Below are 26,725 nucleotides of genomic sequence, written 5' to 3'. Positions count from 1 at the left end.
CGGCAAGCCACGCACCCAGCCACGTACCGCACGGAACGTTCGGTCCCGCACCGGCAGCCTTCGACCCGGCAAGCCACGCACCCAGCCACGTACCGCACGGAACGTTCGGTCCCGCACCGGCAGCCTTCGACCCGGCAAGCCACGCACCCAGCCACGTACCGGGCGGCATCGGCAGTCACGTTCCCGTCGACCATTTCCCCACCGGCGCCGGGCACGACATCCCCGGTCACACGGCTCCGGGGCACGATCTGCCGCCCACCGGGCCGCACGGGCCGGGCCACGGCCTGCCCCACGGCACCGCGCACACCCCGGACGCCCCGCACACCCCGGGCCACGACGGCCCGGGAACGCACGGGCACGACGGTTCGCACGGTGGCGGCCACGACACCTCGCACGGCGGGCACGCGGACGACGTGGCCGCGCACGCCGACGACGCGGCGCACGCCGGTGACCACGGCGGCCACGGCGACCCGCACAGCGCGGCCGACGACCTCACGCACGGCGCCGACGACGCGACGAACGTCGGCCACCACGGTGGGGACGGGGTGGGGAACGGCGGTCCGGGTGACGGTTTCAAGTACACCCCGCACATCTCCGCCGACGACTTCGACGACCTCACGACGGCCGAGAAGCACCGGGTCGCCGCGGCCGAACTCACCGAGGGCACGGTCCCGTTCGCCGACGACACGGCGGCGATCAAGTACGGCCAGGACTACTGGAACGACTACGTGGACAATCTGGACCCGTCCGCGAAGCAGGCTCTCTGGGACTACACCGGTGAGACGTTCCCGTCGTACCACGACATGAACGGTCATCTGCGCGGCACTCCGGGATTCGGTCCGAAGCCGGAGGTGCTGCACGACATCGCCGAAATGGACAGGGTCATGTCGACGCGTCCCGTGCCCGACGACATCATGGTCGTCCGGGGTACGGGGCTGGGCCACCTCAAGCTGGACTCCCCGCTCGACATGCTGGGCAAGACGTATCCGGACAAGGGCTACACCTCCACGTCCCTCGGCAACCACCCGGTGTCCGGCTTCGCCGGCAAGGAGGCGATCCTGCACCTCCGCGTGCCGAAGGGGACGCCCGCCCTGTGGCTGGAGAAGGTCTCCAAGTTCGACGCGTCGGAGCGGGAGCTGCTCCTGGCCCGCGGTTCCGAGTTCAAGGTGACCCGCGTCTTTATGGAGAATGGCCAGGTCCAGGTCTACGGGGAAGTCCTGCCGCCGAACAAGGGAGTGGTACACGAATGAGCAGCGAGCAGCGGCCCAATCCGCGGCTGAACGAGGATCTGTTGTTCGACGAGGCGCCCGGCGGGCCGCCGCGCTACGGCTCCCGGTCCGACAAGCCCGTCCAGTACCTGACGGTGGCGGACAGGGACGGCGAGGCGATCGGCTACGTATGGGCGAACGACGAGGACGACGCCGCCGGTTGGCTGGTCCGCAAGGCGGGCGGCGACGAGGCGTTCAACAAGGGTGCGAGGTGGGCCCGGAAGCTCCACGACGCGAAGGCCCGGGGTGTCGCCCCGACGGCCGCCCTGGCGGAGATGATCGAGGAATCGGACCCTTCGAAGAGCAGCCATGTCGTGCCCGGCTCCCTGACCGAGGCGCCGAACGTCGATGTGGTCAGGAGTCTCGCCGCCGCGAGCTGACCATGACGTACGCATCCGAGGCACCGCGCTACCGCGCCGAGACCGACAAGCCGGTTCATCACCTCACCGTCGCCGATGCCCGCGGCGAGGCAATGGGCTACCTGTGGGCCAACGACGAGGACGACGCCGCCGGTTGGTGCCTGCGGCCCGCCGGTGACCGGGCCGGGTTCGGCGAGGGGCTCGAATGGTCCGCAAGGCTCAACACGGCCAAGGCGCGCGGGCTCCTTCCCACGGCGGCGCTCGCCGAGCTGGCCCGTGACTCGGACCCGAGGCGCGTCAGCCATGTCGTCCCGGACTCCCTGACCACGGCTCCGACCCTGGCCGCGCTCAAGGAGCTTGCCCGCGTCGTCACCGAGGCCGACGACCGGCGTCTGCTGGCTCAGCTCGACCGCGAGAACGCCGACTCGTGGCACGAGCTGGGGGGAGCGCTCGCCGCGCTCACGGACGAGGACCGCGCCGTGCGGTGGTCCGGGGGCGGGCAGCGGCCCGACGGCGCCCGGCGGATGAGCTATCCGCTCCACAGCGAGCGGCTCCAACGCCTGGTGCACGCGCTGTCCGCCGTCGGCGCGGTGACGCCCGCGTACCTGTGGCAGGACAACCCGCCGACGGGCGGCTGGGTCCGGCGGACGCGGTGCGCGCGGCCACGGCCGTGGTGCGCGGGGAACGGTTCTCCGACGGGACGATCGCCGAGGCGGTGGAGAGCGGTCTTCTCGACGCCGTGGCCGAGTCGTTGTGCGCTTGGTACGAGGGCGTGGCCGACGGTGGGCGGGACGATCCCTGACGCATGCGGAATGCGCATTGGCCGTGCTCGCTCGTGCCGCAACCTGGGCTGTACTGCCTGCTCGCCCATGCCCTATGTTGCAGGAGTGAATTAGTGGTTTCCCGTAGGGTGCCCGGCGAATGATGCGGAATGTGCCGCTCCCCGGAACTCATGGAAGAGACCCGGTCCCGGCCGCCGTTCCTCGCGCCGACGGCCGCTGACGTAACGACCACGACCGACACCACGTACGACTGAGGCAACGGACGACGAGACGAATGGCACGGGATTACGACAGCCAGCTTCTGGAGTCGGTGGCGGTACGCCGACGCAGGATGCGGGACGCGCTGTTGTTCGGCGCGCAGCGGGCGCGGCGTACGGCGGACGAGCGGCTCGGGAAGGTGTTCGCGGGGATCGCCATCGCCGCCGTGCTGTGTGCGGGATGTATCGGGTGGTCCTTTGTCCAGAACATGCTGGAGAAGCAGAAGGCCGAGCAGCAGAAGCAGCAGCGCCAGGAACAGCAGTACCAGCAGCCCGCGAAATCACCACAACCGGAGAAAAATGGGGAATCGACGAAGAATCCCCAATAGCTCGATGACTCCGGCCCATTCGGAAGGAGTTCTCCACAAAGGGGCCGGAGAAGGCGCTAGTAGCATGGGCACGCCAAGCTGCCCGACTCCTCAAACGTCGCGATGATAGGTTCCCGTAAAGTGGTGAGCACAGCAACGACTTCCCGAGCGCAGCTCAGCCGGGTGACCCTGGTCGGCGAACGACGCCGGGCCGATATCGTCCTGCCGTCCGATACGCCGATCGGGCAACTGCTGCCGGACATTCTGCAGTTGCTGGACGACCGGGCCGCAGCGCGTCCGATGACACGGCAGTTGATCACGTCGGACGGCTCCGCGCTGCCGCACGACAGCACACTGTCCTCGGCCGGGATCGCGGACGGTGCCGTGCTGCGCCTCGTCCGGGCCCACTCCGCGCCCCCCGCCCCGGTCGTGCACGACGTCACCGATCTGGTGGCCGACGACCTCGATCTGCAGGCCTGGCGCTGGCGTCCCGCCGCGCGGCGGACCAGTGCGGGTGTGGCGTCGGTGGCCTTCGCGGTGGTCGCCGCGCTGCTCGCCCGTCGTGAGTTCGCGCTCGACACGCTGACCGGCGCCCTCGTGGCCACGACGGTCGTCCTGCTGGCGGCCGGTGCGCTCTTCTCGAGGATCGGGCAGGGCAACCGGGGCCTGGCGACCGCGCTCCTGCTCGCCTCCGGCAGCCTCGGCATCGTCACCGCGTGGACCGCGGCCGATGCCTACGACTGGTCGGGAACGGCACGGCTCGCGGCCGTCGCGGGCGCGATCGTGCTGATGCTGGTCCTGCTCGGCTACTTCTCGCCGCTCGGCCGCGGCGGACTCATCGGCGCCGCCGCGACCACCGCGATCGCCGTGGTGTGGGAGGCCGTTGCCGCCGTCCAGGACGATCCGGCCCGGCTCGGGGCCGTCATGGCCGTCTTCTCCGTGGTGCTGCTCGGGCTGCTTCCCCGGCTCGCACTGGCGGCGTCCGGGCTCACCGCCCTCGACGACCGCCGGTCCGGCGGCACTTCCGTCAGCCGCCACCAGGTGGGCAACGCGCTCGCGGCCACTCACCGCGGCCTGGCCCTCGCGACGGTGGTCACCGCGGTCTCCGCGGCGGCCGGCGGCTGGCTGCTCACCCTGGCGGACAAACCGTCCGTGTGGACCGTGGCGCTCCCCTCGCTCGTCGCTCTCGTGCTGCTCTCCCGGGCGCGGGCCTTCCCGTTGGTCGCCGAGGTCGTGGCGCTCTTCGCCGCCGCCGCGATCCTGGTCGTGCGCCTCGTCCTGCTGTGGACGCAGCACGCCGGGGGTGCCGGGCCGCTCGCCCTGCTGTGCGTGGCCGCGGTGCTGCCGCTGCTCGTCCTGGCGGTGCAGCCGCCCGAGCATGTGCAGGTCCGGCTGCGGCGCATGGCCGATCTGGTCGAATCCATCGGCGTGGTGGGGCTCTTCCCTCTCGCCGTCGGTGTGTTCGGCGTGTACGGACAGCTGCTCAACAAGTTCTGACTCGACGCGCAGGTGCTCCGGGCGGGGCAGCAGGGCGAAAAAGAAGGGCAGACATGCCGAACGAAGACAACTGGCAGGGCGACGTACTGCGCGCCATGAGGGGCGGTGCCGCCCAGGAGAGCGCGCAGGGCCCCGGCGGGCAGGGGCACGGTGCCCCCGCGCAGGGGCAGGGCGGTCAGCCGTACGCCGCCCCCGCGCCGAACCCCGGCCTTCCCGCACAGGGCGCCCCCGCTCACGGGACGCACCAGCAGCAGGTCGGCCACCGGCAACAGCAGCAGGCAGCCGCCCCGTACCCCGGACCGCAGGAACAGCAGTACGCCCAGCAGGCAGCCCCGTATCCCGGCCACCCCGAACAGCACCGGCAACAACCGCCCCAGCGCCCCGGCCCCGCCGAACCGCAGCAGGCGGCGCCCCACCCCGTCGGTCAGCCGCAGCCGCAGCAGGCCCAGGCCGCGTACACCCCCGGCACCCGCCCCCACCGCACCCCCGACTCCCGGCCCGTGGTGGACAAGGGCCTCGCCGCCGTCGGCCGCAAGGCGCGCCATGGCGAGCCCTTCGCCGCTCGGGCGGCGCGCGCCCTGCGCGTGAGCGTGTCCTCGTCGGCCGCCCGCGAGGTCGCCCGGACCACCGCCACCGCCGAGATGCTCCAGCAACCCGTGACGACCGGCCGGCAGATCGCCGTCACCTCGATCCGCGGCGGCGCGGGCAAGTCGACCGTCGCCGCGCTGCTCGGCACCGCGTACGCGCACTACCGCCAGGACCCGGTGCTCTTCGTCGAGGCCGACCCGGCGCTCGGTTCGCTGCCGCTGCGGCTCGGCGCCGAGACGCTGCGCTGGACCACCGGCGACCTGGCGGGCATCATCGAGCCGCAGATGTCGCTGATGGACATCACCGGCTATCTCGTGCAACTGCCCGGCAATGCCTGGCTGCTGCCCGGCAGCCAGGGCCAGATCGGCGCGATGCTGGACAGCAGGGCGTACGAGCGGGTCATGGTCTCGCTGCGCCGGTACTTCGGCGTCACCGTCGTCGACTGCGAGACGCTGCCCGCCGAGGTCGCCCGGGTCGCGCTCTCGGCCGCGCAGGCCCGCGTGCTGGCCGCCCCCGCCACGCTGGAGGGCATCACCAGTACGTACGCGGTGCTGCAGTGGATGCAGTCGCTGCCCCGGCAGGTGATCGCCGGCACGGTCGTCGTGCTCAGCGAACTCGTGCCCCATCCCGGACTCGACCTCGCCGAGGCCGCCGAGAAGCTCAAGGCCACCGGAGCGGGCGTCCAGGTCCTGCCGTACGACCGGCATCTGGCGGCCGGCGGCGCGATCCGTACCGAACTCCTGGCGCACGCGACCCGGGAGGCCGCCACCCGTCTCGCCGCGGACGTGTTCCGGCTCTCTCAGCAGCACCACTGACCACGACCGGCAGCACCACCGACCACGACCGGGGGCACCACCGACGAGGGTCGGCGGCACCGCCGGTCCCCGGTCGCCCACTGATCCCCGATGCCGAGCCCGACCCCGAGTGACGGACGACGATGAGTACCCGACTGATCCACCGCCCGGCCAGGACCACCCGGCCGCCGGCCGCCTCCGAGGCACGCACCATCGAGGCCCCGCCGAACCTGCCCGAGGGCAAGTCGGGCAACATCGCGATGTCGCTGTTGCCCGTCGCCGGTGTGATGTCCTCCGTCGTGATGATGACGGTCGTGCGCAACAGTCAGTTCGCCGGGCTCGGCGCGATCATCCTCGTCGTCACCGTCATCGGGTCCGTCGCGCTCGTCTTCTCGCAGCGCGGCAAGGCCCAGCGCACCCGCCGCACCCAGCGCGAGGCCTACCTCGCCTATCTGGAGGACCTGCGCGAGGAGCTGTCCGTCGAGGAACGTGAACGGGCGGAACGGGCCGATGTCCTCAACCCCCCGCCGCACGCGCTGTACGACATAGTGCGCGACCCGGCGCGGGTGTGGGAGCGCCGCCGTCTCGACGGCGACTTCCTGCGGGTGCGCGTCGGTACCGGTGAGATGCCGGTACGCGATCTGAAGGTCGCCCAGCAGGGCTCGTCGGTCCTCTCCCCGCCCGACACGTTCATGCTCAACGAGGCGTCGGCGCTGATGGACCGCTTCCGTACCGGCACCGAACTGCCGCTCACCGTCCCGCTCGACCGGGTCGGCAACATCAGCGTCATCGGCCCGCGCGAGGACTGCCTGCGCGTCGCGCGCGCCCTGCTCGTCCAGACCGCCGCCACCCACGCCCCGGACGACGTGGCGATGGCCCTCGCCGTGCCCGGCGACCGGCTGGCCGACTGGGAGTGGGCCAAGTGGATGCCGCACCTGCTCGACCCGGAGCAGTTCGACGGCCCTGTCGCCGCGCGCCGGATCGCCCCCTCGGCGCCCCAGCTCGCCCGTCAGATCGGCCCGGAGCTGCGCCGCCGCGCCTCGTACGCGGCCGAGGTGCGGCGCGGTCTGTCCGGCAAGGACGCGCTGTCCATGACGTCCCGGCTGCTCGTCGTCACCGACGGGCACGGCGAGGACGCCGTCGACCTGCCGCGCCCGGACGACGCCGTCGGCCTGCGCGAGATGAGCGTCAGCGTGCTGCATCTGCTCGAACACCGGGTGCAGGAGCCGGGACACGTCAGCGTCCGGATCACCGTCGACGGCGACGCGGTGGTGATCGAGGATCTGCGGGAGCAGGAACCGATCAGTGCCCACGGCACCGTGGACGAGGTAGGCGTCCCGTTCGCCGAGGGGCTGGCCCGGATGCTGGCGCCGATGCGGCTGTCCGCCGAGTCCCTCGTCGACGCCCCGCTGTCGGGGCCCGTCGACTTCGCGGACCTGCTCGGCATCGACGACGTGGCACAGCTCGATCTGTCACGTCTGTGGGCGCCGCGCGGCGAACGGGCCTTCCTGCGCGTGCCGATCGGCATCAGCGACTCCCACCAGCCGGTGCTCCTCGACCTGAAGGAGTCCTCCGAGCTGGGCATGGGCCCGCACGGGCTGTGCGTCGGCGCCACGGGTTCCGGCAAGTCGGAGCTGCTGCGCACCCTCGTCCTGGCCCTGGTGGCCACGCACCCGCCGGAGGATCTCGCCCTGGTCCTCGTCGACTACAAGGGCGGTGCGACCTTCGCGCCGTTCGCCGACCTGCCGCACGTGGCCGGTGTCATCACCAACCTGGAGAACCAGGCGGGCCTCGTCGAGCGGGTGCACGCCTCGCTCGCCGGTGAGGTCAAGCGCCGCCAGCAGGTCCTGAAGGACGCGGGCAATGTCGCCGACATCGGGGACTACGCGGCGCTGCGCGCGGACCGGCGGCCCGATCTGGACCCGCTGCCGCATCTGTTCGTCGTCATCGACGAGTTCGGTGAACTCCTCACCGCCAAGCCGGACTTCATCGACCTGTTCCTGTCGATCGGGCGCATCGGCCGCTCCATCGGGGTGCATCTGCTGCTGTCCAGCCAGCGCATCGAGGGCGGCAAGCTCAAGGGCCTGGACACCTATCTCTCGTACCGGCTCGGTCTGCGCACCTTCTCCGCCGACGAGTCCCGTACGGTCCTGGACACCACGGACGCCTTCCATCTGCCGCCGCTGCCCGGATTCGGCTATCTGAAGGTCGACACCAGCCACTACGAGCGCTTCAAGGCGAGCTATGTCTCGGGCGCCTACCGGGGTCCGGTGGAGCGTACGGAGGAGGCCGGCTCGGGTCCGCTCGCCCTTGAGTACGAGGCCTACAACACCTTGGCCGAACCGGAGAGTACGGCCGAGGAGCCCAAGGTGCGGCGCCGGGAGACCGGGCCGACCGAGATGGGCGTCATCGTCGATCAGCTGCGTGACGCGGCCGGTCCGGTGCGCCGTATCTGGCTGTCTCCGCTGCCCGATGCCATCGCCCTGGACAAGGTCGCGGGTCCGCTGGAGGTGGGCTCGCGCGGAATGCAGCTCGCCGAGCGGCGGGGTCCGCTCCAGGTGCCGCTCGGGCTGCTGGACGACCCGACCAAGCAGTGGCAGGGCCAGTGGTACCTGGACCTGACGGTGGCGGGCGGTCACGCCGCGATCATCGGCGGCCCGCAGTCCGGCAAGACCACGCTCCTGCGCACGCTCGCCCTCTCGATCTCGCTGACCCACACCCCTCAGGAGGTCGGCGTCTACGGCCTCGATCTGGTCGGTGGCGGTCTCCAGGCCGTGTCGGGCCTGCCGCACGTGGGCGGGGTGGCCGGCCGGGCGGACCGGGAACGCGCGGCCCGTACCGTCGAGGAGGTACGGGGCATGCTCGCGATCCGTGAGGAGCTGTTCCGCGAGCACAGCATCGACTCCGTGGAGCAGTTGCGTTCCCTGCACGCCGCGGGCCGGCTGCCGCAGCTGGCGTCGGCCGAGATCGTGCTGATCATCGACGGGTTCGGCGCGCTGCGCGACGACTTCGACGAGCTGGACGACGCCGTGGTCGACATACTCAAGCGCGGTGGCGGCTACGGCATCCATGTCGTCGCGGGCATGCTCCGCTGGAACGACGTGCGCATCGCCACCCAGTCGAACTTCGGCACCCGGGTCGAGCTGCGGCTGAACGACCCCAGCGAGTCCAGCATCGACCGCAAGCTCGCCCAGACCCTGTCGCCGGACGAGCCGGGCCGCATCCTCACCGACGGCAAGCTCTTCGCGCAGGTCGCGCTGGCGCGCACGGACGGGCTGGCCGACACCTCGGACCTGGGCGCCGTCCTGGAGCACACGGCCCGTACGGTCCGTGCCACCTGGAGCGGCGAGGTCGCCCAGCCGGTACGGATCCTGCCGCACGTGCTGGAGCCGCATCTGCTGCCGGGCCCCGTCGCCGAGCCCCGGCGGGTGCCGATCGGGCTGGACCAGACGGCGCTGGCGCCCGCCGTGCTCGACCTGTTCCAGCACGACCAGCATCTGCTGATCATGGGCGACAGCGAGTGCGGCAAGACGAACCTGCTGAAGACCATCGCCGGTGGACTCATCGAGCGCTACGGCGAGGAGGAGCTGGTCTTCGCCGTCATGGACCCGCGGCGCGGCCTGCGCGGCGCGATTCCGGAGGAGTTCCGGGGCGGTTACGCGTACAACCCCAAGATGTGTGCCGGCCTCGCCGCCGGTATCGCCACCGAGCTGGAGAAGCGGCTGCCCGACGACCGGGCGGACACCGAGGACCTGGAGCCGGGCAGTTGGGGCAGCGGTCCGCGGATCGTGATCCTCGTCGACGACTACGACGTGCTGACCACCGCGGGCCAGGCGCCGCTCGATCCGTTCCTGCCGTACATCCCGTCCGCGGTCGACATCGGGCTCCACTTCGTCCTGACGCGCCGGGTCGCGGGCGCGTCGCGCGGCATGTACGACCCGCTGGTGCTGGGGCTGCGCGAGTCGGGCTCCTCGGCGCTGCTGATGGCGGGCGACCGGAGCGAGGGGCAGCTGTTCCCCGGTGTGTACGCCACGCAGCAGCCGCCGGGCCGCGGGGTGTTCATCCAGAGGGGCCGGCCCCACCGCCTGATCCAGACCGTGTACACCGCCGAGTGACGCACCGGGGAGCCGTCCCGTACCCGCGGGGCGCGCCCCGCAGCGCATCCGCACCCCGGACGAAGAAGGAACGGCCGACCACATGACCAAGGACGTCATCGCCCTCACCACGCGCATGCCCGACCCGTTGACCGTGCTCGCGGGTCTGCTCTCGGGCGGCCCCGACAAGCTGGTGGGGACGGCGGGCGAGGATGCCGTCGTGCAGCTCTGCGACGAGCAGGGCCGGCCGCTCGTCTCCGTCGAGGCACCGCTGCTGGTGCAGGTCGCGGGCGAGGCCGAGCGGCTGCTCGGGGCCACCGCTCCCCCGGTCCCGTTCTGGTGGACGGAGGCCCGTGCCACCACCGGTGTCGAGGAGGCCGAGCTGCTCGCGGGGACCTTCGCGGCCCGGATCGCCACGCTGGCCGGGGGTTCCGCCTGGCCGCCGGAGGCGGCGCGTTCCCTCGCCGTGGTGAAGACCGACGGTGTGAGTGTGGCGCCCACGCCCGCCGCCGCGCAGCCCGCCGTGGACGCCCTCACCGACAAGGTGGCCGTCGTCATCCAGGACCGTCCGGTGATCGCCATGACGGCCTGGCTCTCGGACGCGTTCCGGGCCGCCGCCGACGCCGAACTGGGCCTCCAGATCGTCACCTCGCCGGGGGTCACGCTCTCGCCCGCCGTACGCAACAGTCTGAGCGGCTGGCCGTCGCGCTGGGTGGTGCAGGACGAGAAGGACGGCTACTACGACGGACTGTCCGGTGCGGTACTGCGGTGGCAGAACGGTCTGTTCTCACCCGTCGAGGCGGCCGACCCGGTGCCCGGGGACCCGCGTACTCCGGTGGCCGCCGCCTACCGGGAGGTCGCGAACACCGGCGAGCGTCAGCTGGCCGTCTCGTTCCGCACGGTCCACCCCGCCGACGATCGGCTGGTGCTCGGCGGGGCCCTGGAGTCGGTGTGGCGCGAGCTGACCGGCGAGGCTCCGGCCGGCTGGGGCACCGCGGAACCCGCCAACCTGCCCTGGTCGCTGCGCCGACTGACCGATGTCGCCCACGAGCGGGCGCCCGAGCCGACCTGGCTCGTGGTGGTCGGCTCCCCGGACCGGCCGGGCCTGGCGACGGTCCGCATCAGCCGTACGAAGGCCGGTGTGGAGGAGGACGTCACGCTGGCGTTCGGCTACGGACCCGACGAGGAGCCGCCGCTCGACGCGCTGCCCCGGACCGCGGAGATCCTCGCCACCCGTCATCACCTGCAGTCCATGCTCATCCAGCTCCGCAAGGCCCGCCGCGACCTGGCCGTTCCGCCGCGCTTCGAGGGGCCCGGTGTCCCGCTGGCGTTCGTGCTCGGCGCGGAGGAGGTCCGCGAGATGCCCGGCGACCGTGCCCGGCGCACTCCGCTGTCCGAGCCGCCGGTCCAGCTCGGCCCGAGTTCCCGTCCGTCGCTGTACTACCCGCTGCCGGGCGACCCGTCGGACCTGTCGGGGTGGCAGGACTTCGAGCGGCTGATGCGGCATCTGAAGGGCGCCTGAGCCTGCTGTGAAGCGGCCCCGGGCAGGAGGATCGCCGACCTGCCGGGGTACTTCGGGGAGCGCACCGGAGCGGCGCGGAATCGACGATTCTCGCGGCCGTCGGCGCGGTCGGCGCGGTGATCGTCTCACGTGGTCGCCGACCGCTCGGAGATGTTCATGCCTCCCTGACGACCATGCAATTTCGGTCACCCATGGCTTCCCTCCCTCGCCCACTCGGGGTTGACTGGGAGTCACGCATGGTGATGCCACCGTCCTGAGCCGAGGGCGTTTGCCATCGCGGGCCCGCGGGCCCGGCCCCGATGCCCCGACCCCGGCGGAGGAGAGTGAGCAGGGATGACCGCCTCGACCCGTACGGTGACCCTTCGGCCGGGAACGGGCGGTCCGTCTCCCCGTGCGTCATGGCTTCGACGCGTGAATTCGATCAGCTCGACGTTCGCATCGTTCATCCGCATCGTTTCGACGAGGGGCATCAATGAGCCAGATCGTGCTGCCAGAGTTTCATATGCCGTTCCTGAGCGCCGGGTGCAATCCAGGGATCGAGGAGACCAGGAAGGCCGCATGGGAATGGGCCGAAACCAATGGGCTCACACTCTCTCCGGTGGCCCGCAAGAAGATGATCCGGACAAGGCCCGAACTCTGGATATCCCTCATGTTCCCGACCGCTTCGCAGCAGCATCTCGATCTCTTCTGCCAGTGGCTCTTCTGGGCCTTCCTCGTCGATGACGAGTTCGACGACGGACCCGCCGGACGGGATCCGCGCATGTGCGAGGCGGCGATCGACCGACTGGTGGCCGTGCTGGACGGCACACCGCCGCGCGGCGCCATGGAGCACGCACTCGCGGGGCTGCGGGCCCGGACGTACCCGGACCGCTCGACGCGCTGGATCCGGCAGTTCCGGCGGGACACGGTCGCCTGGTTGTGGACCTACTACGCCGAGGCCGTGCAACGGGCCGCCGGACAGGTGCCGACCAGGGCCGAATTCGTGAAGCACCGCCGGGATTCGGTGGCCATGCAGCCCTTCCTGGACCTGCATGAGATCACCGCCGGAATCGACCTACCGGAATCTGCCCGCAGCCTTCCCGCGTATATCGCCCTGCGCAACGCCGTGACCGACCATTCGGGGCTCTGCAACGATATCTGCTCCTTCGAGAAGGAGGCACTGTTCGGGTACGAGCACAATGCGGTACGCCTCATTCAGCGCGACCACGGATTGACTCTCCAACAGGCGGTCGACGAGGCCGGGACGCAGCTCGCGGAGACAGCGGAACGGGTCCGGCGTGCCGAGCAGGAACTGATCGCGGAAATAGAGGCGGCCGGGATCCACGGCCCGACGCGGGCCGCGCTGGAGCGGTGCGTGCAGGACTACCGCGGGCTGGTCAGGGGCGACTTCGACTACCACGCCCGCGCGGAGCGCTACACCCGCCCCGATCTGGTGGAGGTCGACCGACGGGAGTCGCTGTCACGGTTCTTCGCCGCCTGACGGGTACCGGCGGGCCATGGCACGAGGGAGGCCGGAGTCCGGCGCACCCGGACGCAGCCGGATCCGGTCGCCCCCGTGACGGCCACCGATCTGCTGCGGCGCGTCCCGTTGAACCGGATGGCCGACGCCCGCGCCGATGCCTCGGGGCACCCGGCCCGGGACCCCCCGCCGTGGTGCACGCCCCGCGCGACGACGAACCGCGCGGCCGGGCACCGTACCGCGGGAACGCCTGAGACCGGCCGTTCCGCCGTGACCGGAGGCGACGGGTCGACGGCCCCGGCCCGCGGGCCGGGGTCCTCCGGCCGTCAGCCCTTGTTCTGCGCCGCCCAGAACTCGTCGAACGTGAGCAGCCCGTCGCCGTTGGCGTCGTGCGAGTTGATGACGGCCTGGGCCACCGGCTCGGTGACGTACGGGTCGCCGAGCTGAGCCATCACGCTCTTGTACTCGGCCGCCGATATGAGCCCGTCGCCGTTCAGATCGAACCGCTCGAATGCCTTGCGCGCCGACTCGATGTCCGCCACAGTTCCGCCCTTCGTGATGCCTCACCCATGCCTGGCCGGGGTCCGGCCAGTGTCTGACTGACGGGGGTCAGATTAACGGGCCTCGCGGATGGCGGTCGCGGCGGCCGGTCGTCGATCATGGGTGGGTGTCCCGCCGCCCGGCGGGACACGACACGGCCGGGGAGCGGGACTCTGATGGACGACACACTGGTACGGATCATGAACGATGCGGCGCACGGACGGTTTCCGCCTCCGGACGGGTCCACGACGGTGGTGGGGCAGCCCGACGCACGGGACGCGGGCGTGCTGGCGTTCACCGCGCACTCGGTGGTGTTCACCGACGAGGATCCCGAGTGGGTGCGGGACGTCCTGGCCGCCACCCCCGGCGACGAGCTCGCCGCGACGATGAATCCGTACTTCCTGAACGCGCTGCTGGCGCGGACCGGCCGGCACATGAACACCATCGATCTGCTCACGGTCGCGGACGCGCTGCCGGGCGAGCCGGAGATCGCGCTGCGGGAGATCGCGGACCCGGAGCATCCGCGGGTGGCACGGGCGATGAAGTACCGCGACGAGGTGCGGGTCTGGTCCGCCGAAGGCGGTGTGGTGATCCTCGGCCGGGGCGTCGCGGGACGCTGGGAGACGGCGATCGAGGTGGCCGAGGAGGCGCGCGGCCGAGGCCTGGGCGAGCAACTGGCGTGCGCGGCAAGGCATCTGGTGCCGGACTCGGCGGTGTGGGCCCAGCAGTCGCCGGGGAACGCCCGCAGTGTGCGGACGTTCCAGGCGGCGGGCTATCGGCCGGTGGGCTCGGAGGCCCTGTGGGTCGCGGGGTGAGGATCCAGCGGATCAGCTGCGCCACGGCTTGTAGTGCGGGTTGTCGACGCACTTGTTCATGATCTCGGTCTTGGTCGCCCGGTCGATGGGGCATGCCCCGACGATGAACGTGCGGTCGACGCCGCCGGGGAAGGCGACCTCCACCTGGTCGGCGTACTTGTGGGTGTCACCGATCGTCTTGTTCACGTCGATGCCGCCGGGAGCGTCGATGTAGTAGTTGAACTCGCTCTTCCAGCGCTTGTACAGGTCGTGGTCGTACGTGGTGGAGACGAACGGCGAGGGCTGGTTGACCAGGACGTACTTCTCCAGGTCGTACTGGCCGTAGTCGATGTCCCTGGCATGGAAGCCCTCGTCGAAGATGGCCTGCGGGCCCCGGCCGTCCGCCCGGTAGAGCTGGCGGCAGTTGTCCCGCCAGGAGGGGCGCGGGGTGATGCGGCGGATGTCCACCGGGTCGGCGGCAGCGAAGAGGTGGTCGGCGACGACCGGGCAGCCGCCGGGCTTGAACGCGACGGCCGCGGGAGCGGCGGCGGGGGCGGGGGCGGCCTCGGTGGCGGCGGCCGGGACGAGTACGGCGGAAAGTGCGACAACGGCGACCGCGGCCCGACGCCGCAGACGAGAAGTGATCATCATGACGGTCACTGTCTCGGCAGTGCGGTGCCGGGCCGTGGAGCATCACCCGAAGGCGAGCGTGTCAGGCGGAGTATTGACGTCGGGCCGTCAGCGGAAGACGCCGGTATGACCCAGCGAGTACCGGCCCGGCTGCGGGTAGACGGCGAGTCCGTGCGGGCCGCTGCCCACCGGGATCCGGGCGAGCTGCTTGCCGGTGGAGGTGTCGATCGCGTACACCTCGGAGTTGTAACGGCCGCTCAGCCAGAGGACCTTGCCGTCCGTCGAGACCCCGCCCATGTCCGGGCTGCCGCCGTGCGGCAGGTGCCACTTCTTCACCAGCTTGCGCTGGGCGAAGTCGAAGACGGAGATGGTGCCCTCGCCCCGGTTGGAGATGTACATCTCCTTGGAGTCGCGGCTGACGTAGAGGCCGTGGGCGCCCTTGCCGGTGGGCAGCAGCTTCGGGGTGGTGAACTTCTTCCCGTCCAGGACCCACACCCCGTTCGCGACCATGTCCGCGATGTAGAACGTACCGCCGTCGGGCGACAGCTTCACGTCCTGCGGCATCGCACCGCCGAACGGCAGCTTCTGCTGGGCGACGACCTTCATCTTCGCCGTGTCGACCTTGAGGAGTTCGCCGGAGAACTCGCAGGAGACGATGAAGTAGCGGCCGTCCGTCGAGAAGTCGGCGTGGTTGACTCCCGCGCATGTGACCGGAACGGCCTTGGCGGTCTTCATGGTGTGGGCGTCACGGAAGACCAGTTGGCGATCCATCGAGGCCATCACCACGGCGTACTTGCCGTCGGGGGTGAAGTAGAGGTTGTACGGGTCGGAGACGGGTACCGTGCGGCCCTTCTTCCCGGTGGCGGGATCGATGGCCGTGAGGCTGTCACCGAGATCGTTGTTGACCCAGAGGGTCTTCAGGTCCCAGGACGGGACGACGTGCTGCGGCTGGCGGCCGACCTTGATGGTCTGGATGACCTTGTACGTCGCGGGGTCGATCACCGACACCGTGTCGGAGTTGGTGTTGGGGACGTACACCCGGGAGGGGAAGCCCTTGACCGCCGGGGAGAGCTTCCCCGGCCGGTCGGCCGCGTAGATGTCCTTGGCGTCGAGAACCGGCGGCATGCCGGGCAGCCCCGGCGGTGCGGGCGGGGTGAGTTTCTCCGACTTGACGGGCGGTGCGGCGGCCTCGCTGCCGACGGCCTCGACGTTCCCCTTCTCGGCGGGGGAGCCACAACCGGTGAGTACCGCGAGGAGGACGCCCCCGAGCAGGGCCGCGGTGTGCTTGGTGGAGGTAGACATCAGGTCAGCAGCTCCGTGGTCGTCACCGCGCGCAGTCGGCGGCGGTCGATTTCGGTGAGGAGAAGAGGCAGGGCGGCGACCGTGTCCGCGTAGCCGAAGTGCAGGCTCACCACCGATCCGTTGCGGATCTCCCCGGCCACCTTGCGGGTGACGGCCGCGGCGCCGGGAGAGGTGAAGTCGAGGGAGTCCACGTCGTAGGAGAGGACGTGCGGGTAGCCCGCGGCGGCGGCGAGCCGCTGGACGAGCGGGGTGGCGTACCTGGCGCGCGAGGGCCGGAACCAGGTGCCGATGGAGCCGGTGAGCCGGCGCAGCCGCTGGGCGCAGCCGGTGATCTCCGCGTACGCCTCGCTCTCGCCCATCGAGGAGATGTCGACATGGTGCTGGGTGTGGTTGCCGAGGTCGTGCCCGCCGTCGAGGATGCGACGGGCCATCTCGGGGTGCTCGTCGAGCCAGCTGCCGACGGCGAGGACGGTGATCCGGGCGTGGGCCCGTTCGACCTCGGCGAGCACGGTCCGGGCGATGGCGGGGTCGCCCTGGCCGTGGAAGGTGAGGGCGACGCGGGCGCGGTCGCGGGGGCCGTGGTCGATCTGGGCCGGCTGTCCGGGGAAGCGGCGCGGGGTGGGCGCGGGGTGCGGGGCGGGATGCCCCGTGGGCGTGGTGATGGAGCGCTGCGCGCTCGCGGCGGTCGAGGCGTTCCCGGCCGACACGGTGGAGTCGCCGTGGTCCGCGCATCCGGCAGCGAGGACACCGGCGAGGGCGGCCCCCGCTCCGGCGCGCAGGGCGCTGCGGCGGTGCACCGGTCGGTCGGAGGCGTTCATGTGCAGAACAGTAGGCACGAAACGGTCAGAAGAAATTATTGCGGACTTACAGGTGAAGCGAATGAATCATTCGCCGAATCCCATAAATATTCATGCTTTTCCAGGCAAGTGACCCATCACACCTATGATTCACATGAAAAATACCCCACAATATCCATGAATGCCCTTTTTGCACCTTTGGCGGCTAGGTCGCCCATCTGCCATAGTCGGTCACACGACCGCACCGACCCGAGCCCGGTCGTCACAAGCGGCCGTGAACACACCCCCCATTTCACGGCCCCCCACACAGCAGCCCCCGAAGCGCCCCACCACGGCGGACCGGGGGCTTCTGTGCATCCGGAACGGGGGCCGCCCGGGTCAGCGGTCGGAGATCCGCATCTCGAACCACGTGGTCTTGCCGCGCGGCAGCAGATCCACTCCCCACCGGTCGGAGAGCTTGTCGACGAGGAACAGCCCGCGCCCACTGACATCCATCGCCTGGACGGGCATCAGGCAGGGCAGCCCGCGCGAGGGGTCGCGCACCTCGATCCTGATCCAGCCGCGACGCCGCAGCATCCGCAGCCCGAAGACCCGGGCGCCGGTATGCCGCACGGCGTTGCCGACGAGCTCCGAGACGAGCAGCACGGCGTACTCGGCGGTCTGCGCGGAGAGCGCCCACTGACGCAGCACCACGCACGAGGTGAGCCTCCGGGCGGTGGCCGCGGACTCCGGGCGGGACGGCAGCCGGACCTCTCCCTCCGCCGGATTCCCGAACAACTCCAGCGCCTTGAACGCCTGTTCGTCCTCGATGGTCGGCATCCACCGCGCCGCTGTCGCGCCGCTGCGCGGTCGCGGCTGCTCCACACCCTCCAGACCCGCCATGCACACCATCATGGCCGCAAGGCGGGCGCTCCGGGGCCGTTCCGAGGGAATCCGCACCCCGGAATACATCATTCCGCAGAGGTCGATCGGCATATGCCAGTGGCAGAATGTCGCCCCTCGCACCCCTGCTGACCTGCATAGATACCTCGTCCGGGCGACTTTGCCGGCCTCTACGGACAGCCGGACATCAAGGTCCCCTTGAGGTCCGGCCAATCCGCCCGCACGGATGAACCCGCGTCAACCTGAGCCCAACTGGCGTTCGCTCAGAGGAATTTGGCCTTGCCCGGCCCCTCTTCCACAAAGCTGCGCATTCCGCGCTCCCGGTCCTCGGTGGCGAACAGGCCCGCGAACCAGTTCCGCTCGATCGTGAGCCCGGTGTCGATGTCCGTCTCCAGCCCCGCGTCGACGGATTCCTTGGCGGCGCGCAGCGCAAGGGCCGGCCCCTTCGCCAGCGCGGCGGCCCAGGCGTGCGCCTGCTCGTACACCTCGGCGGCGGGCACCACGCGGTCCACCAGGCCGATCGACAGGGCCTCCTCGGCCTTCACATGGCGACCGGTGAAGATCAGGTCCTTGGCCCGGGAGGGACCGATCAGCCGGGCGAGCCGCTGGGTGCCGCCCGCGCCGGGGATCAGTCCGAGCAGGATCTCCGGCTGGCCCAGCCGGGCGTTGTCGGCGGCGATCCTGAAGTCGGCGCAGAGCGCCAGCTCGCAGCCGCCGCCCAGCGCGTAGCCGGTGACTGCGGCGACGACGGGCTTGGGGATCCGGGCCACCGCGGTGAAGGAGTCCTGCAGCGCCTTGGACCGTACGACCATCGCCGTGTGGTCCATCGCCTGCATCTCCTTGATGTCCGCGCCCGCCGCGAACACCTTCTCGCCGCCGTAGAGGACCACGGCGCGGACGTCGTCGCGCCGGGTGGCCTCCTCGGCGAGTTCACGCAGCCGGTCCTGGGTGGCGACGTCCAGGGCGTTCATGGGCGGGCGGTCCAGCAGGATCGTGCCGACGCCGTCGCGTACTTCGAGGGTTACGGTCATGAGAGGCAGGTTACGGCCTGGTGCACGACAGCGAACGGGCCCGGTGCTGTGACCGACAGCACCGGGCCCGCTCGTGTTCCGTACGACGAGAGCTACTTGGTCCACTCCGCCCAGGACATGTTCCAGCCGTTGAGGCCGTTGTCCGGCTGGATCGTCCGGTCCTTGGAGTTCTTCACGACCACGACGTCGCCGATGAGCGAGTTGTCGAAGAACCAGGCCGCCGGGGTCGTCTTGCTCCACGCGCCGCGCACGTCCTGCAGACCGACACAGCCGTGGCTGGTGTTGGCCGAGCCGAAGACACCGGATCCGCCCCAGTAGTTGCCGTGGATGAAGGTCCCCGAGGTGGACAGGCGCATCGCGTGGGGCACGTCCTTGATGTCGTACTCGCCGCCGAAGCCCACCGTGTCACCGTTCATCCGGGTCACCTTGAGCTTCTCGCTGATGACCATCTGACCGTTGTACGTGGTGGTCGCGGGGGCGCCCGCCGAGATCGGGATGTCCTTGATCTGCTTGCCGTCGCGGACGACCTTCATCCGATGCGTGCTCGCGTCGACGCTGCTGACCTGGCTGCGGCCGATGGTGAAGGAGATCGTCTTGGCCTGCTTGCCGTAGACACCGGGGCGTCCCTCGACGCCGTCGAGGTTGAGCTTCACGGTCACCTTGGTACCGGCGGCCCAGTACTCCTCGGGGCGGAAGTCGAGCCGGTCGTTGCCGAACCAGTGGCCCTCGATCGGTATGGACGGCTCGGCCGTCACCTTGATGGCCTTCTCGACCGCGGCCGGGTCGGTGATGCCCCGGGTGAAGTGGATGGAGACGGGCATGCCCACACCGACCGTGGAGCCGTCCTCCGGGGTGTACTGCCCGATGAAGGTGTTCTGCGGGACCAGCGTCGTGAAGCTGGTGTCCTTCGCCGACTCACGGCCCTTCGCGTCCTTGGCCACCGCGTGGACGCTGTACTTGGTCGCGGCGGCCAGATGCTGGTCCGGCGTCCAGCTCGCGCCGTCCGCCGCGATCTTCCCCTCGACCTCGGCGCCCTTGGGGTCGGCGACCTTGACCGTGGTCAGCTTCCCCTGCGCGGCCGAGATCTTCAGTGCCCCGCTGGTGGCGACGGAGTCCGCCCCGTCCTTCGGTGCGACGGTCACCACGGCCTGCGAGGCCGTGGTGTCCTCGGTCCTGCCGCCCTTGCCCGTGTCACCGGCGTCTCCCCCGCCGCACGCGGTCACCAGGAACAGCGCCGCACCCAGTACCAGAGCCAGCGTTCCGGTGGCTCGCCGCTCGCGCCGCCCGCTGTGCGCCCCGGCCGATGCCCCCGATATCGGCTGCCCGTTCAATGTGCTCGTCTCCCCTCACACGGCCCGGCCCCGCCAAGGCCCTGGGAACCCCTCGGGTTCCCGCCCCCGCGCGCTGCACATGCACGCTCAGCGAAAGATAATCACACCGAACCGGCGGAGTTGACCCCGCGGATGTCACCGTTCAGTCCCAAGTTCTCCAGGACTTCACCGGGTGGCACGGGGGTACGGCGTACCACGGGGCCGGCCGGGGGTCCGTCCTCGTCCGCCGGACGGGCCCCGGCCGCTCCGACGGCGCCTCAGCGCAGGGCGGAGCCCGCCCTCCACCGGGCCAGGCTCGGATTCCGGCCTCCACTGCCGGTGCGGCCGGTCGGCAGAGCCGGCACGACGAGCAGTCCTGCCCAGATCGGCGCGGTGGCCGCGTTCGCCACCGCCCTCTTCGCTACGTGGTTCACGTCCCCCGACGACGGGGGCCGGTCGGGGGAAACGTGAGTGCGGGCGCGCGGGTGGGCAGAACAAGGGGGAGGACCACACTCGGGGAGCCGCGGCCGGGACGCCGTGCGCTCCTCTTCGGTGCGGATCCCCACGAGCCGCGGGAGGCGAGCAGGTGTCGAGCGCAGCCGAGCAGGAAGCAGCGCAGGAGACGGAGACGGCGCCCGTGCGGGAGCGCGGGCGACGGGCCGTGACGGGGCGTCCGCCCACCGTGTGGCCCGGCGCGCCGACACCGCTCGGAGCCCGCTTCCGGGTCGGCCCCGACGGCGTGGCGGGCACCAATTTCGCGCTCTGGGCGGGCGGCGCGGAGGCCGTCGAGCTCTGTCTCTTCGACGAGGAGGGAAACGAGACCCGTCTTGCGCTGCCCGAGCTGACCCATGAGATCCGGCACGGATTCGTGCCGGGCGTACGGCCGGGCCGACGCTACGGCTACCGGGTGCACGGCCGCTGGGACCCCTGGACCGGTGCCCGGTGGAACGCGGCGAAACTGCTCCTCGATCCGTACGCCCGCGCCGTGGACGGCTCGTTCACCCTCCCGGCCGAGGTGTACGGGCATGTGAGGGACTGGCCGCACCAGCAGGTCGCGGACACCGTGCGCGACGAACGGGACTCCGCCCCGTACGTACCGAAGGGCGTCGTCGTCCACGACGACGACGACTGGGCCGAGGACCGCCGCCCCAAGACCCCGTGGGCGGACTCCGTCATCTACGAGCTCCATGTGCGCGGCTTCACCAGGCTGCACCCCGGGATCCCGGAGGAACTGCGGGGCACGTACGCCGGTCTCGCCCATCCGGCCGCGCTCGACCATCTGCTCAGGCTCGGTGTGACGGCGGTGGAACTGCTGCCGGTGCATCAGTTCGCCCACGAGGACCATCTGCTCAGGCGCGGCCTGCACAACTACTGGGGCTACAACTCCATCGGCTATTTCGCCCCGCACGCCGACTACTCGGCCAGCGGGACCGCCGGCCAGCAGGTCGGCGAGTTCAAGCGGATGGTTCGGGCCCTGCACGACGCCGGGATCGAGGTGATCCTCGACGTGGTCTACAACCACACCGCGGAGGCGAGCGAACTGGGCCCGATGCTGTCACTGCGCGGCATCGACAACCGCGGCTACTACCGCCTCCAGCCCGACGCCCGCAGGTACGCGGACTACACCGGTTGCGGCAACACCCTGCACGTGGTCCAGCCGCACGTCCTGCGGCTGATCACCGACTCGCTGCGCTACTGGGTCACGGAGATGGGCGTCGACGGATTCCGCTTCGATCTGGCGGCGGCGCTGGCCCGTTCGATGCACGACGTGGACATGCTCTCCCCGTTCCTCGCCGTGATCGCCCAGGACCCGGTGCTGCGCCGGGTGAAGCTGATCGCCGAGCCGTGGGACGTCGGCAACGGCGGCTACCAGGTGGGCGCCTTCCCCCCGCTGTGGACCGAGTGGAACGACCACTACCGCGACGCCGTACGGGACTTCTGGCGCGGCGCCCTGCCCGACGTACGTGATCTCGGCTACCGGCTGACCGGATCCAGCGATCTGTACGCCTGGGGCGGCCGGCGCCCGTACGCCTCGGTCAACTTCATCACCGCGCACGACGGCTTCACCCTGCGCGATCTGGTCAGCTACGAGCAGAAGCACAACGAGGCCAACGGCGAGGGCAACCGGGACGGCACCTCGGACAACCGGTCCTGGAACTGCGGGGCCGAGGGCGAGAGCGACGACCCCGGCGTCAACGCGCTGCGCCGCCGCCAGTTGCGCAATCTGCTCACCACTCTGCTGCTGTCCACCGGGGTGCCGATGCTGGTCGCGGGCGACGAGATGGGCCGTACGCAGGGCGGCAACAACAACGCCTACTGCCAGGACAACGAGATCGGCTGGGTGGACTGGTCGCTGCTCGGCCGGCCCGAGTGGCGGGCGCTGACCGAGCTGACCTCACGGGTGTTCGCCCTGCGCCACAGCCACCCGGTGCTGCGCCGCCGCGCCTTCTTCTCCGGGCGGGCGCAGGCGGCGGACGGGCTGCGGGACCTGGCGTGGTTCACCCGGCAGGGCGCGGAGATGACGGAGGAGGACTGGTACGCCCCGGCGGCCACGCTCGGGCTCTATCTCTCCGGGCGCGACATCCCCGGCCGGGACGCCCGCGGCGAACCGGTCACGGACGACAGCTTTCTGGCGATCCTGCACGCGGACCACCGGCCGAGCCGCTTCGTGCTCCCCGGGCCGCCCTGGGCGCAGAGCTACGAACTCGTCCTGGACACCTCGCGGGAGGACCAGGAGGCGGCCCCCGGCACCGTCCATCCCGGCGGCGGGGCGCTGACCGTACCGGAGAGGTCCGTGCTGCTGCTGCGGGTCCGGGAGTGAACGGCCGGACGCGGGCGTCAGCCGAGGATGCCGCGGTCGTAGCCGATCGCGACGGCGGCGGCCCGGTCCTTGGCGCCCAGCTTGGCGAAGATGTGGGTGAGGTGGGTCTTCACCGTGGCCTCGCTGATGAACAGCTCGGCGGCTATCGCCCGGTTCGAGGTGCCCTTCGCCACGAGTTCGAGCACCTCGCGCTCCCGGCCCGACAGCGACTCGCTGCCCTGCGCCGCCGGGGTGCGCACCCGTGAGATCAGGCGGGAGGCGACGGCGGGCGACAGGACGGGGCGGCCGTCGGCGGCGGCGCGGACGGCGTTGAACAGCTCGTCGCGGGGCGCGTCCTTGAGCAGATAGCCGGTCGCGCCGGCCTCGATCGCGGGGAGGGTGTCGGAGTCGGTGTCGTACGTGGTCAGCACGAGCACCTTGGACCGGGCGCCGCGCCCGGTCAGTTCGGCGATGGCGGCGACTCCGCCGCCGCCCGGCATCCGCAGATCCATCAGGACGACATCGGGGTCGAGCCGGGCCACGAGATCGACACCCTCCACCCCGTTCGACGCCTCCCCGAGGACCCGGAACCCCGGGTCCGAGTCGAACATGCCGCGCAGACCGTCCCGTACGACGGGGTGGTCGTCGACGACGACGAGCGTGATGACGCGTGCGGGTTCCTCAGCCATGGCAGGCCAACCGTACTGGTCATCGGCTGTGCTGAACCAGTGGCACCCGGGCACAGACCGCCGTGCCGCGGCCGGGCTCCGTCTCCACCTCCACGGTGCCTGCGACGCGTTCGGCGCGGGCCCGCATGCCGCCGAGCCCGAAACCGCCCGCGCCGCCGTACGGCGGCAGGGCGGCAGGATCGAAGCCGCAGCCGTCGTCCCTCACGTCCAGCGTGAGTTCGTCGCCCATGAAGGACAGCGTGATGCCGACCCGTGAGGCCCCGGCATGGCGGCCGGCGTTGGCGAGGGCTTCCTCGGCGATACGGAGCAGGGTGGCCGCTATCTCGTCGTGGAGCGGCTCGACGGTACCGGTGACGGTGAACTCGGCCCGGACCCCGTGGCGTTCCCCCCAGCCGGCGACCGTTTTCTTCAGCGCGCCGGGGAGGTCGTCGTGCTCCAGGGCGGCGGGGACCAGATCGTGGACCGAGCGGCGCGCCTCCCCCAGGCTGTGCCGGGCGAGGGCGGCCGCACGGTCGAGGTGCTGCCGGGCCAGTGCCGGGTCGGTGTCGGCGACCGAGGTCACCACCTGGAGCTGGGCGATGATGCCGGTCAGTCCCTGTGCGAGCGTGTCATGGATCTCGGCGGCCAGTCGGCGCCGCTCGTCGGCGACGCCCGCCTCGCGGGCCTGGACGAGAAGTTGGGCGTGCAGGCCCGCGTTCTCCGCCATGGCCTGTTCGAGGCGGGCGTTGGCGGACTCCAGTTCGGCGATGGTGTCGACCTGGGCACGGGTCTGCTCGGCCTCCCGGTCGCCGATCTGGGCGAAGACCATGGTGAGGGTGGCGTGCAGGGCGAAGAGGACGCCGAAGGCGATCCAGTTCATGAGGTCGGCCGGCGGGAGGCCGCTGCCGGACTGCGAGCCCGCCATGATGACGGCGGTGACCAGCAGCCCGGCGCGCACGGCCCGTTGCGGAAGCAGCCGTCCGACGTCGAAGTAGCCGAGAACCGCGAACATGGAGAAGAACGGGTTGCACGAGGTCAGCACCGCGGCGAGCAACGTCCGGGCGACGAAGTAGAACTGCGCCGCCCGCGACTGCGCGGGAACACTCGGACGGACCCGCCCCCACCAGAGCTGGAGGACGAGCGCCACCGGGACCAGCACCGCGGTGACGTACACGTCCGAGCGGGACATCATGAGGCCGGCGGTCACGGCCGAGACCATGCTGCTCAGGCCGAGCAGACCGTACGGCCCGTACCGGAAGAACCGTTCCCACCACTGCGCGGCCGTCGTCGCTCCGGTCGTGCCCGCCTCTGCCGTGTCCCCCGCGTTCATGGGGGGATTCTCCCCCGGAACCGTCACTCCCAACGGAACAGCCGGGTCGCCAGCCCGGTCACCACGGCCGCCCACAGCGCCATGATGCCCAGCTGTACCCAGCCGGGCCAGCCGCCGGACGCCGCCCGGTCCAGTGCCTGGGAGGCCGCACCGAACGGGGTGACCTCGACGATGCGTCGGAGGGTGTCGGGCATGGTCTGCACCGGGATCCAGACCCCGGCGGTGAACATCATCACGAAGTTGGCGACCGTGCCGATGGCGGAGGATGCCTTGGTGGTGCGGGAGAGCGCGCACAGCAGCGCGCCGAGGCCGAGGACGCTCGCGGTCGCCAGGAGCAGCGCCAGGACGTAGCCGAAGGGCTGTCCGGGCAGCCTCACACCGAAGACGGTGCGGCCGACGGTCATCACCAGCGCGGCGGAGCCGAGGGCCGCGGCGCCGTGCAGGGCGATCTGCGCGGTGAGCAGGGCGGACGGCGGTACCGGAGTGGTCGACATCCGGCGCAGGATCCCGCGCTCGCGGTAGCCGGTGAGGAGGGGCGGCATGGCCCCGATCCCGGCCATGATCATGGCGAGCAGCACCGCGACCGGTACGTACAGATCGATGACGCGGCGGCCACCGAGCGCGTCGTCGGGGTCCCGGAAGGACGGGATCAGGCCGAGGATCGTCAGCAGCGCGGTGGGGAAGACGAGGATCCAGAACAGGCCGGCGGGCTCGCGCAGGAAGAGCCGCGTCTCGGTCCTGAGCACCGCTGCCCATGGGGTCGGCGTGTCCGTCGCCGTGGCCGGGTTCGCCGTGGTCATCTCAGGCCGCCTGTTCTGTGAGGTCGAGGAAGGCGTCGTCGAGCGTTGCCTCGGTGACGCGGAGCTGGTGTGCGGTGATGCGGTGGCGGGCCAGCAGCGAGATCACCGCGTTGACCGTCTCGTCGGTGCCGTTGATGACGATCCGGCCGTCGTTCCGTTCGAGGGAGACCGCCCCGGGCAGCAGGCCCAGCTCGGTGTCGTCGAGCGGCTGTGAAGGCGTGAAGGAGATGACCGTGGCGCTGCCGGCCCTGCTGACCAGGCCGGACGGGGTGTCGAGGGCGACGACCTTTCCCTTGTCGATCACGGCGACACGGTCGCAGAGCCGGCTGGCCTCTTCCATGAAGTGGGTGACCAGAAGGACCGTCACGCCGCTGTCGCGTACGTCTTCGATCAGCTTCCAGGTGTCCCGGCGGGCCCGCGGGTCCAGACCCGTGGTCAGCTCGTCGAGGACCACGACCTTCGGGTTGCCGACCAGGGCGAGCGCGATGGACAGCCGCTGCTTCTGGCCGCCGGACAGTTTGGCGAACCTGGTGTCGTACTTGGTGTGCAGACCGAGCCGTTCGGCCAGCGCGCGCCAGTCGGCGGGCTCCGGGTAGAAGGCGCTGTGCAGCTCCAGGGCCTCGGCCACGGTGATCTTGGGCTGGAGTTCGCTCTCCTGGAGTTGTGCGCCGAGCAGCCGGGTCACCCGGTCGTGGTCGGCGACCGGGTCGAGACCGGCGACGCGGACCGTTCCGGCGTCGGGCACCCGCAGCCCCTCGACGCACTCGACGGTGGTGGTCTTGCCCGCGCCGTTGGGTCCGAGGATCCCGAAGATCTCCCCCTCGTCGACGGCGAAGCTCACTCCGTCCACCACGGGGCGCCCGGCGTAGGCCTTGCGCACCCCGTCCACTTCGATGATTGCCATGCCCAGGAG

General features: G+C 71.1%; 22 protein-coding genes and 1 pseudogene. 12 read left to right on the top strand and 11 right to left on the bottom strand.

The features are described from left to right. The 10 genes and pseudogenes from ACIQCZ_RS06600 to ACIQCZ_RS06555 form a co-directional block, all read left to right on the top strand. Positions 1-1,250 (top strand): ADP-ribosyltransferase (locus ACIQCZ_RS06600; protein WP_402280141.1); only part of this gene is annotated, 1,250 nt, incomplete at its 5' end. Beyond that, complete coding sequence (locus ACIQCZ_RS06595) at positions 1,247-1,648, top strand: hypothetical protein (RefSeq protein WP_402280140.1); 402 nt, start codon at positions 1,247-1,249, stop codon at positions 1,646-1,648. The genes ACIQCZ_RS06600 and ACIQCZ_RS06595, both read left to right, overlap by 4 nt. Positions 1,649-1,650: 2 nt before the next feature. Next, positions 1,651-2,232 (top strand): annotated as a pseudogene (locus tag ACIQCZ_RS06590) (DUF6508 domain-containing protein); the annotation flags it as partial. A 2-nt stretch (positions 2,233-2,234) separates the two neighbouring features. Beyond that, positions 2,235-2,429: a DUF6508 domain-containing protein gene (locus tag ACIQCZ_RS06585; protein ID WP_402280259.1), complete on the top strand. Its 195-nt coding sequence runs from the start codon at positions 2,235-2,237 to the stop codon at positions 2,427-2,429. 254 nt (positions 2,430-2,683) lie between these two features. Further along, a complete protein-coding gene (locus ACIQCZ_RS06580) occupies positions 2,684-2,995 on the top strand; it encodes a hypothetical protein (RefSeq protein WP_351074646.1) in 312 nt (103 codons plus the stop codon). 102 nt (positions 2,996-3,097) lie between these two features. Beyond that, positions 3,098-4,471 (top strand): type VII secretion integral membrane protein EccD, encoded by a 1,374-nt coding sequence (gene eccD, locus ACIQCZ_RS06575; protein WP_402280139.1) that lies wholly within the window; start codon positions 3,098-3,100, stop codon positions 4,469-4,471. Between the two features lie 53 nt (positions 4,472-4,524). Then, positions 4,525-5,874, top strand: a complete 1,350-nt coding sequence (locus ACIQCZ_RS06570; RefSeq protein WP_402280137.1) for a MinD/ParA family protein — start codon at positions 4,525-4,527, stop codon at positions 5,872-5,874. Positions 5,875-5,996: 122 nt separating this feature from the next. Then, complete coding sequence (gene eccCa / locus ACIQCZ_RS06565; protein ID WP_402280136.1) at positions 5,997-9,968, top strand: type VII secretion protein EccCa; 3,972 nt, start codon at positions 5,997-5,999, stop codon at positions 9,966-9,968. Positions 9,969-10,050: 82 nt separating this feature from the next. Continuing rightward, positions 10,051-11,469 carry a DUF6177 family protein gene (locus ACIQCZ_RS06560; protein ID WP_402280134.1) on the top strand — a complete coding sequence of 473 codons (1,419 nt, stop codon included), beginning with the start codon at positions 10,051-10,053 and terminating at the stop codon, positions 11,467-11,469. A 502-nt stretch (positions 11,470-11,971) separates the two neighbouring features. After that, on the top strand, positions 11,972-12,949 hold the full coding sequence (locus ACIQCZ_RS06555) for a terpene synthase family protein (protein ID WP_402280257.1): 978 nt from the start codon (positions 11,972-11,974) through the stop codon (positions 12,947-12,949). A gap of 305 nt (positions 12,950-13,254) precedes the next feature. On the opposite strand, the gene ACIQCZ_RS06550 is transcribed toward ACIQCZ_RS06555, so the two are convergent. After that, the gene (locus ACIQCZ_RS06550; protein WP_123461777.1) at positions 13,255-13,470 is read right to left on the bottom strand and encodes an EF-hand domain-containing protein; all 216 of its coding nucleotides are present in this window, start codon (positions 13,468-13,470) and stop codon (positions 13,255-13,257) included. A gap of 174 nt (positions 13,471-13,644) precedes the next feature. Here ACIQCZ_RS06550 and ACIQCZ_RS06545 point away from each other — a divergent pair, with 174 nt between their 5' ends. After that, positions 13,645-14,283, top strand: a complete 639-nt coding sequence (locus ACIQCZ_RS06545; protein WP_402280132.1) for a GNAT family N-acetyltransferase — start codon at positions 13,645-13,647, stop codon at positions 14,281-14,283. Between the two features lie 12 nt (positions 14,284-14,295). Here ACIQCZ_RS06545 and ACIQCZ_RS06540 read toward each other — a convergent pair whose 3' ends face one another. From ACIQCZ_RS06540 to ACIQCZ_RS06515, 6 genes are all read right to left on the bottom strand, one after another. Beyond that, positions 14,296-14,910, bottom strand: a complete 615-nt coding sequence (locus tag ACIQCZ_RS06540; RefSeq protein ID WP_402280255.1) for an ADP-ribosyltransferase — start codon at positions 14,908-14,910, stop codon at positions 14,296-14,298. A gap of 90 nt (positions 14,911-15,000) precedes the next feature. After that, positions 15,001-16,194: a hypothetical protein gene (locus ACIQCZ_RS06535; RefSeq protein WP_402280130.1), complete on the bottom strand. Its 1,194-nt coding sequence runs from the start codon at positions 16,192-16,194 to the stop codon at positions 15,001-15,003. Then, the gene (locus ACIQCZ_RS06530; protein WP_402280129.1) at positions 16,194-17,012 is read right to left on the bottom strand and encodes a polysaccharide deacetylase family protein; all 819 of its coding nucleotides are present in this window, start codon (positions 17,010-17,012) and stop codon (positions 16,194-16,196) included. Before ACIQCZ_RS06530 ends, ACIQCZ_RS06535 begins: the two co-directional genes overlap by 1 nt. A 357-nt stretch (positions 17,013-17,369) precedes the next feature. Next, complete coding sequence (locus tag ACIQCZ_RS06525; RefSeq protein ID WP_376284499.1) at positions 17,370-17,885, bottom strand: ATP-binding protein; 516 nt, start codon at positions 17,883-17,885, stop codon at positions 17,370-17,372. Positions 17,886-18,136: 251 nt separating this feature from the next. Then, complete coding sequence (locus ACIQCZ_RS06520) at positions 18,137-18,904, bottom strand: enoyl-CoA hydratase/isomerase family protein (RefSeq protein WP_402280127.1); 768 nt, start codon at positions 18,902-18,904, stop codon at positions 18,137-18,139. A gap of 92 nt (positions 18,905-18,996) precedes the next feature. Next, complete coding sequence (locus ACIQCZ_RS06515; RefSeq protein WP_402280125.1) at positions 18,997-20,235, bottom strand: Ig-like domain-containing protein; 1,239 nt, start codon at positions 20,233-20,235, stop codon at positions 18,997-18,999. A 565-nt stretch (positions 20,236-20,800) separates the two neighbouring features. Between ACIQCZ_RS06515 and glgX the strand changes: the two genes are divergently transcribed. After that, positions 20,801-23,035, top strand: a complete 2,235-nt coding sequence (gene glgX / locus ACIQCZ_RS06510; RefSeq protein WP_402280124.1) for a glycogen debranching protein GlgX — start codon at positions 20,801-20,803, stop codon at positions 23,033-23,035. Between the two features lie 17 nt (positions 23,036-23,052). Here the strand turns inward: glgX and ACIQCZ_RS06505 are convergent, their stop codons facing one another. The 4 genes from ACIQCZ_RS06505 to ACIQCZ_RS06490 are packed head-to-tail and all read right to left on the bottom strand — an operon-like array spanning position 23,053 to position 26,716. After that, entirely contained in the window at positions 23,053-23,703 is a 651-nt protein-coding gene (locus ACIQCZ_RS06505) for a response regulator (protein ID WP_402280122.1), read from the bottom strand. Positions 23,704-23,722: 19 nt separating this feature from the next. Next, the gene (locus ACIQCZ_RS06500; RefSeq protein WP_402280121.1) at positions 23,723-25,012 is read right to left on the bottom strand and encodes a sensor histidine kinase; all 1,290 of its coding nucleotides are present in this window, start codon (positions 25,010-25,012) and stop codon (positions 23,723-23,725) included. A gap of 23 nt (positions 25,013-25,035) precedes the next feature. Next, on the bottom strand, positions 25,036-25,812 hold the full coding sequence (locus ACIQCZ_RS06495) for an ABC transporter permease (protein ID WP_402280119.1): 777 nt from the start codon (positions 25,810-25,812) through the stop codon (positions 25,036-25,038). 1 nt (position 25,813) lies between these two features. Beyond that, complete coding sequence (locus ACIQCZ_RS06490) at positions 25,814-26,716, bottom strand: ABC transporter ATP-binding protein (RefSeq protein WP_402280117.1); 903 nt, start codon at positions 26,714-26,716, stop codon at positions 25,814-25,816. Positions 26,717-26,725: the final 9 nt, after the last annotated feature.

Source organism: Streptomyces sp. NPDC093149 (genome assembly GCF_044754145.1).
Lineage (GTDB): Bacteria > Actinomycetota > Actinomycetes > Streptomycetales > Streptomycetaceae > Streptomyces.
The sequence above is the reverse complement of the archived record's forward strand: the minus strand, read 5'-3'. Positions and strand labels throughout refer to the sequence as shown.

Excerpts from the sequence above, each read along its gene's own strand:
- ACIQCZ_RS06595 (WP_402280140.1), top strand. The coding sequence starts at position 1,247 with ATGAGCAGCGAGCAGCGGCCCAATCCGCGGCTGAACGAGGATCTGTTG.
- ACIQCZ_RS06580 (WP_351074646.1), top strand. The coding sequence starts at position 2,684 with ATGGCACGGGATTACGACAGCCAGCTTCTGGAGTCGGTGGCGGTACGC.
- eccD (WP_402280139.1), top strand. The coding sequence starts at position 3,098 with ATGATAGGTTCCCGTAAAGTGGTGAGCACAGCAACGACTTCCCGAGCG.
- ACIQCZ_RS06570 (WP_402280137.1), top strand. The coding sequence starts at position 4,525 with ATGCCGAACGAAGACAACTGGCAGGGCGACGTACTGCGCGCCATGAGG.
- eccCa (WP_402280136.1), top strand. The coding sequence starts at position 5,997 with ATGAGTACCCGACTGATCCACCGCCCGGCCAGGACCACCCGGCCGCCG.
- ACIQCZ_RS06560 (WP_402280134.1), top strand. The coding sequence starts at position 10,051 with ATGACCAAGGACGTCATCGCCCTCACCACGCGCATGCCCGACCCGTTG.
- ACIQCZ_RS06555 (WP_402280257.1), top strand. The coding sequence starts at position 11,972 with ATGCCGTTCCTGAGCGCCGGGTGCAATCCAGGGATCGAGGAGACCAGG.
- ACIQCZ_RS06545 (WP_402280132.1), top strand. The coding sequence starts at position 13,645 with ATGGACGACACACTGGTACGGATCATGAACGATGCGGCGCACGGACGG.
- ACIQCZ_RS06540 (WP_402280255.1), bottom strand. The coding sequence starts at position 14,910 with ATGATCACTTCTCGTCTGCGGCGTCGGGCCGCGGTCGCCGTTGTCGCA.
- ACIQCZ_RS06535 (WP_402280130.1), bottom strand. The coding sequence starts at position 16,194 with ATGTCTACCTCCACCAAGCACACCGCGGCCCTGCTCGGGGGCGTCCTC.
- ACIQCZ_RS06530 (WP_402280129.1), bottom strand. The coding sequence starts at position 17,012 with ATGAACGCCTCCGACCGACCGGTGCACCGCCGCAGCGCCCTGCGCGCC.
- ACIQCZ_RS06525 (WP_376284499.1), bottom strand. The coding sequence starts at position 17,885 with ATGATGGTGTGCATGGCGGGTCTGGAGGGTGTGGAGCAGCCGCGACCG.
- ACIQCZ_RS06520 (WP_402280127.1), bottom strand. The coding sequence starts at position 18,904 with ATGACCGTAACCCTCGAAGTACGCGACGGCGTCGGCACGATCCTGCTG.
- ACIQCZ_RS06505 (WP_402280122.1), bottom strand. The coding sequence starts at position 23,703 with ATGGCTGAGGAACCCGCACGCGTCATCACGCTCGTCGTCGTCGACGAC.
- ACIQCZ_RS06500 (WP_402280121.1), bottom strand. The coding sequence starts at position 25,012 with ATGAACGCGGGGGACACGGCAGAGGCGGGCACGACCGGAGCGACGACG.
- ACIQCZ_RS06495 (WP_402280119.1), bottom strand. The coding sequence starts at position 25,812 with ATGACCACGGCGAACCCGGCCACGGCGACGGACACGCCGACCCCATGG.
- ACIQCZ_RS06490 (WP_402280117.1), bottom strand. The coding sequence starts at position 26,716 with ATGGCAATCATCGAAGTGGACGGGGTGCGCAAGGCCTACGCCGGGCGC.